Annotated in this window: 3 protein-coding genes; 2 read left to right on the top strand and 1 reads right to left on the bottom strand. The window is 39.7% G+C overall.

Annotated elements, in window-relative coordinates; all coding sequences use genetic code 11:
• Nucleotides 1-1,441, bottom strand: a 1,441-nt coding sequence (gene uvrC / locus B4C08_RS03970) for an excinuclease ABC subunit UvrC (protein ID WP_296663137.1), incomplete at its 3' end; no start/stop codon positions are given.
• On the opposite strand from uvrC, the gene B4C08_RS03965 reads away from it, so the two are divergent.
• Together B4C08_RS03965 and B4C08_RS03960 are read left to right on the top strand one after the other, a co-directional pair.
• Nucleotides 1,430-2,932, top strand: coding sequence for a LamG-like jellyroll fold domain-containing protein (locus B4C08_RS03965; protein WP_296663134.1), 1,503 nt, complete (start codon nucleotides 1,430-1,432; stop codon nucleotides 2,930-2,932). The genes uvrC and B4C08_RS03965 overlap by 12 nt on opposite strands.
• 10 nt (nucleotides 2,933-2,942) lie before the next feature.
• Nucleotides 2,943-4,840 (top strand): tetratricopeptide repeat protein (locus B4C08_RS03960; protein ID WP_296663132.1); only part of this gene is annotated, 1,898 nt, incomplete at its 3' end.

The following is a 4,840-nucleotide window of genomic DNA, read 5'->3' as shown; positions in this document are numbered from 1 at the left end:
CATTTACTTGTCCTATTCCGCCGTCAATTAAAATCAAATCAGGCAATTCTTTTTTTTCGTTTACAAGCCTTGTGTATCTTCTTGAAACCGCTTCTTTCATTGAAGCAAAATCGTCTATTATTCCGTCCGTTGTTTTCAGCCTGAAATATCTGTAGTTTTTCTTGTCCGGATTTCCGTTGTAAAAACTGATTAAGCTGGCGACTGGAAATTTTCCGCCGATATGCGCAATGTCAAAGCCTTCAATTCTTGCAGGAAGATTTGGAAGCGAAAGTTCTTTTTTGAGTTCTTCCATTGCCGGGAAGTCTCCGCGCTCTCTCATTCTGCGGATTATGTCTTCCTTTGCATTTTGCTGAGCCATTCCTATTGCGGCTTTGTGGACGCTTGGAGAATTTTCATTTACCGCGACTATTTCAGTTTTGATTCCGTAAGTTTCAAAAATCCATCTTTTCATGAATTCTGTTCCGTCGCTTTGCATTATATAAATCTGCGGCGGAATAAGTTCTTTTCCGTTGTAATATGAAGCCATGAATTCCGGGATAAGCTCAGAGTCTTCATTTAGGCTTACAGTTCTGTAGTTGTCCCTGCCAAGCAGTTTTCCGCCTCGCATTTTTAGAACTGTAAAACTAACAAGCTCACCTTCGCGCCAAGGAGCAATATAGTCTTTGTCTGTGCCTTCAAAATTTTCAACGATGTTTCTGTGCTGAAGAATTTCCAATGCTTTTATTCCATCGCGCAGTCTTGCGGCTTTTTCAAAGTTCAAGTTCTTTGCAGCTTCCTTCATTTGGAGTTGAAGTTTTTTTACAGTTTCTTCGCCTTTGCCCTCAAGTAACGAGCAAATTTCTTCGATAAATTCATTATAGGTGGATTCGTTTGTTTTTTTGCAGCATGGAGCTTTGCATCTTCCTATGTGGTAATACATGCACGGAAAATTTTTTTCGCGGAACTTTTTGCATCTTCGCAGCGGATAGATTTCATAGAGCGTTTCTAAAAATGAATCCAATGCGGAAGCGTCTGGAAACGGTCCGAAATAAATTGAACCGTCGTGTGTTATGTTTCTTGTTTTAAAAAGGCGCGGAAATTTTTCTTTTGTAACTTTTATTACAGGATAAGATTTTCCGTCCTTCAGGCTGATATTATAGCGCGGTGAATATTTTTTTATGAGGTTGTTTTCAAGAAGAAAAGCTTCATATTCATTGTCGGTTGTAATATACTCAATAGAGCGGGCGCGGCTTATAAGCAGTCTTGTTTTTATGTCCTTGTTTCCGCTGAAATACGAAGTGAGCCTGTTTTTTAAATTTTTTGCTTTGCCTACATAGATTACGGTTTGTTCTTCATTCCGCCAAAGATAAACTCCGCTTTTTAACGGTGCCTTTAACGCGGTCTGATGAAGAATCTCTCTATGTGAAAGTTTTGGCGTAGAATTTATTTTATGGTCGTTCATATTATGAATAAAAATATTTTGATTGCAATTATAGCATTTTTTTTCGCGCTTTTGAATACTGCCTTTGCCCAGGAAAAATCCATTGTGCTTGGCGGAAAAGAAGGCTGGACAGCACTTTCAAAGATGGACGGAATTGTTCAGGGAAAGGGAAAGTTCGGCTATGACGCGATGGTTCTTGCAACCAACAGCAGGCCTTTAGATAAAGACACAGACCTTCTTATCAACTTTGAAAACAACGAAGTAAAAGACGTTTCTGGAAATTATTCTGTTACAAGCAATTCTCTTGTTCCCGCTGAAAAATCATTTATGGGAAAATATTCTGGGCTTTCTCGTGGAACTGGCGGAGTGCGTTTGCGCGGAAAAAAAGATACAATTTTCGGAAAGCAAGGGCAGGGCGGCTCAATCACAATTGAATTCTGGCTCAAGCCTTCAATTGCAGAAAACGGAGAAATTGTTTTTTCATGGCGCTCCTCAAGAACTGTCGCAGGCTATCCGCTCTACCAGATGATAACGGCAAGTTTCTTTGGAAATCATCTTGAATGGTCATTTACAAATGTTTTCAACGGCTACATAAAAAACGGCGGCGAAATAACTCTTTCAAGCTACACGACTATAATTCCAGAAATTTGGATGCACCACGCGATTCACTTTGACCAAGATACAGGCGCATTTGAATACAGAATTAACGGCAAGCTTGAAGATTTAAAATATGTTACAACTTCCGGGCATGAAACAGGCGGTTCTGTTTATTCTCCGATTATGGGAGTTCCTGCCGACATTGATATTTGCCCTCAGTACACAGGCTTGATTGACGATTTTAGAATTCAGCGCACATCAAAAAGCGAAGTTTCAGAAGACCTTAGAATTGACAACTATAAAGTTTCAGGCGGAAGATTTGAAACAGAGCCAATTCTTTTAAGCCAAGGTTCAACTGTTGTAAGCCTTGATGCGATTGTAGACAAACCGTCAGAAACTGGAGTTGAATTTTTTATACGCAGCGGAGACAACTTTTACAACTGGACAGAGGATTTTCCTAAATGGATTCCTGTAAAGCCTGGAGAAAAAATTGAAAATGTTTCAGGACTTTACTTTCAAATTGCAGCGGAATTGTATCCAGATGGAAAAGGCTCTCGCACCCCTTCTGTTACACAGCTAAGCATAAACTACAAAGAAATTCCTTCTCCGCTTGCTCCGTTCAAACTGACTGCTGTTCCTATGGACGGCTCTGTAGTTTTAACATGGCCTTATTCAGTTGATGATAGCGTTGGCGGATACTATATTTTTTATGGAGAACGTCCGGGTGAGTACTTAGGCAGAGAAGCCCTGGAAGGTCAGTCTCCTATTGACGCAGGAAATTCTGTTTCTATAAAATTAAACGGCTTGAAGAACGGAAAAATTTATTACTTTGCAATAGCCTCTTACTCAAAGTACGACTCAAGGATTATGGGCGAACTTTCCAAAGAAGTTTTTGCCCGCCCTTCAAGAAAATAGGAAGAAAGTTATGGATAACGAGAGCAAGCGAAACAATGGAATTTTGGACAGGGCAAACGCCGCGATTCTTTCCAGGGATTTTGAACAGGCAGCCCGCATTTACAAAGGACTTTTAAAAAGCGATCCGCAGAATGTTGAGCTTCTTAGTTCCTTGGGAAATCTTTATGTAAAAAGCGGCGATGATGAAAAAGCTCTTGCTTATTTTAATGAAATTATCCGCATTGATTCAAAAAATGTTGAAGCTTTGAATTCGCTTGGAGGAATTTACCGCCGTCTTAAAAAATACGATGATTCCATTTCAGTTCTTGAGCGCGCAGTTATTGCAGATGAATCAAATGTTCAGTCTTTTTACAACTTAGGCTTTACATTTAAGCTAATGGGAAAATATGACGATGCCCTTAATTGCTTTAACAGAGTTGTCGAAGAAAACCCAGAAGATGTTCTTGCATTCAACCATATAGGTTCAATTTACGCGCTGAAAAATCAGCACAAGGACGCTGTATCTTCTTATTTACGCGGACTTAAAATTGATTTAAACCATCCGATTCTTCATTTGAATCTTGCAAAAAGCTATGACGTTCTCGGCGAATTTGAAAAAGCCCAGTCTGAGTATGAAGCCGCATTAAAAACAAAACCGGGCTGGCTTGAAGCAATTGAAAACTATGCCGACTTGCTTTTGAAAAAGAACAAGACCCGCAATGCAGGAGAGCTTGTAAGGCACGCTTTGAATTTAAATCCAAAAGATGCCGCCATGCACACAAAACTTGGAGACGTCTATACAAAGCAAAGCGACTTTGACAATGCGGAAGTTGAATACAATGAGGCTTTAAAAATCCGCCCGGAATTTCTAAAGGCACTTTCTGGACTTGCATCTGCTTATGAGTCAACTGGAAGAAGCGAAGACGCTCTTGAAATAATGGACCGCATGGAAACGGCTGCTCCTGAAGATTCGTCTATGCTTTGCCAGTATGCGCATATTCTTTTGAGCGCAGACAGGATTGAAGAAGCAGGAAAAAAAATTCAGTGCGCATACGAAAAAAATCCAGATGACCTTCATGTGCTGAATTTGCTTGGCCAGTACTATATTTGCATTGGAGAGGAACGCAAGGCTTCCGGCTGCTTTAAAAAGATAAAGATGTTGAATCCTAGTTACTCTGATTTTTACCGTGAAGGCGGAATTCGGTATTCACAAAAAGGCGAGCTAAAAAAAGCGGAAGAATTTTATCTTCGCTATATTGCCCAAAATCCAGAAAATGTAGACGCTCTTCATTCCATTGCAAAAAACTATGAAGCGCAAGGAAATCTTACGCAGGCAATGTCCACTTACAGGCAGATTGAAAAATTCGATTCTGAAAACAAAGCCTGGAAAAACGGCATTGAGCGAATAAACAAAAGACTTCTTGACTCTACAAATATTTTTGCAAACGCAGGCTCTTCTATTGAAGACGAATTTGGAGATGCTGACGAAAACTTTGAAATTGGACTTGGTGAAAAAACACAGGCTCAAGAAGTTTCTTCTTGCGAAATTGAAACGCAGCCTTCTGCTCCAAGTGAAGTAAAAACTGAACCAGAATCTGCAAATGAACTGGAGCCTGAATTTGAAAATCTTCAAAATGAAGAAGTCGCTGTTGAAGAAGTTTTTTCAAACGGAAAACTTGATGCTGAGTTAGAAGAGAATGACAAGGAGCAATATTCTCATAGCCTTGACAATTTAGTTCCAGAAGAATATCAGGATGAAGAAACAGGCGGACTTGAAGAAGATGAAACTAGCGCAGAAGATTTTTTTGCGCAGAATCCATTTTCATCCGGCGACAAATCTTCTGCGCCTAAAGAAAATTCTTTTGAACCTGATTTTGAAACAGAAAGTTTTGATTTAAAAGAAGAAAAGCCTGTTGTAACTTCAATTCC

The sequence above is a fragment of the Treponema sp. UBA753 genome (assembly GCF_002297325.1).
Lineage (GTDB): Bacteria > Spirochaetota > Spirochaetia > Treponematales > Treponemataceae > Treponema_D.
This window is presented reverse-complemented; position numbering and strand designations above follow the sequence as displayed.

What these genes read in the sequence shown, in the direction of transcription:
- B4C08_RS03965 (WP_296663134.1), top strand. Translation starts at nt 1,430, where the DNA reads ATGGTCGTTCATATTATGAATAAAAATATTTTGATTGCAATTATAGCA.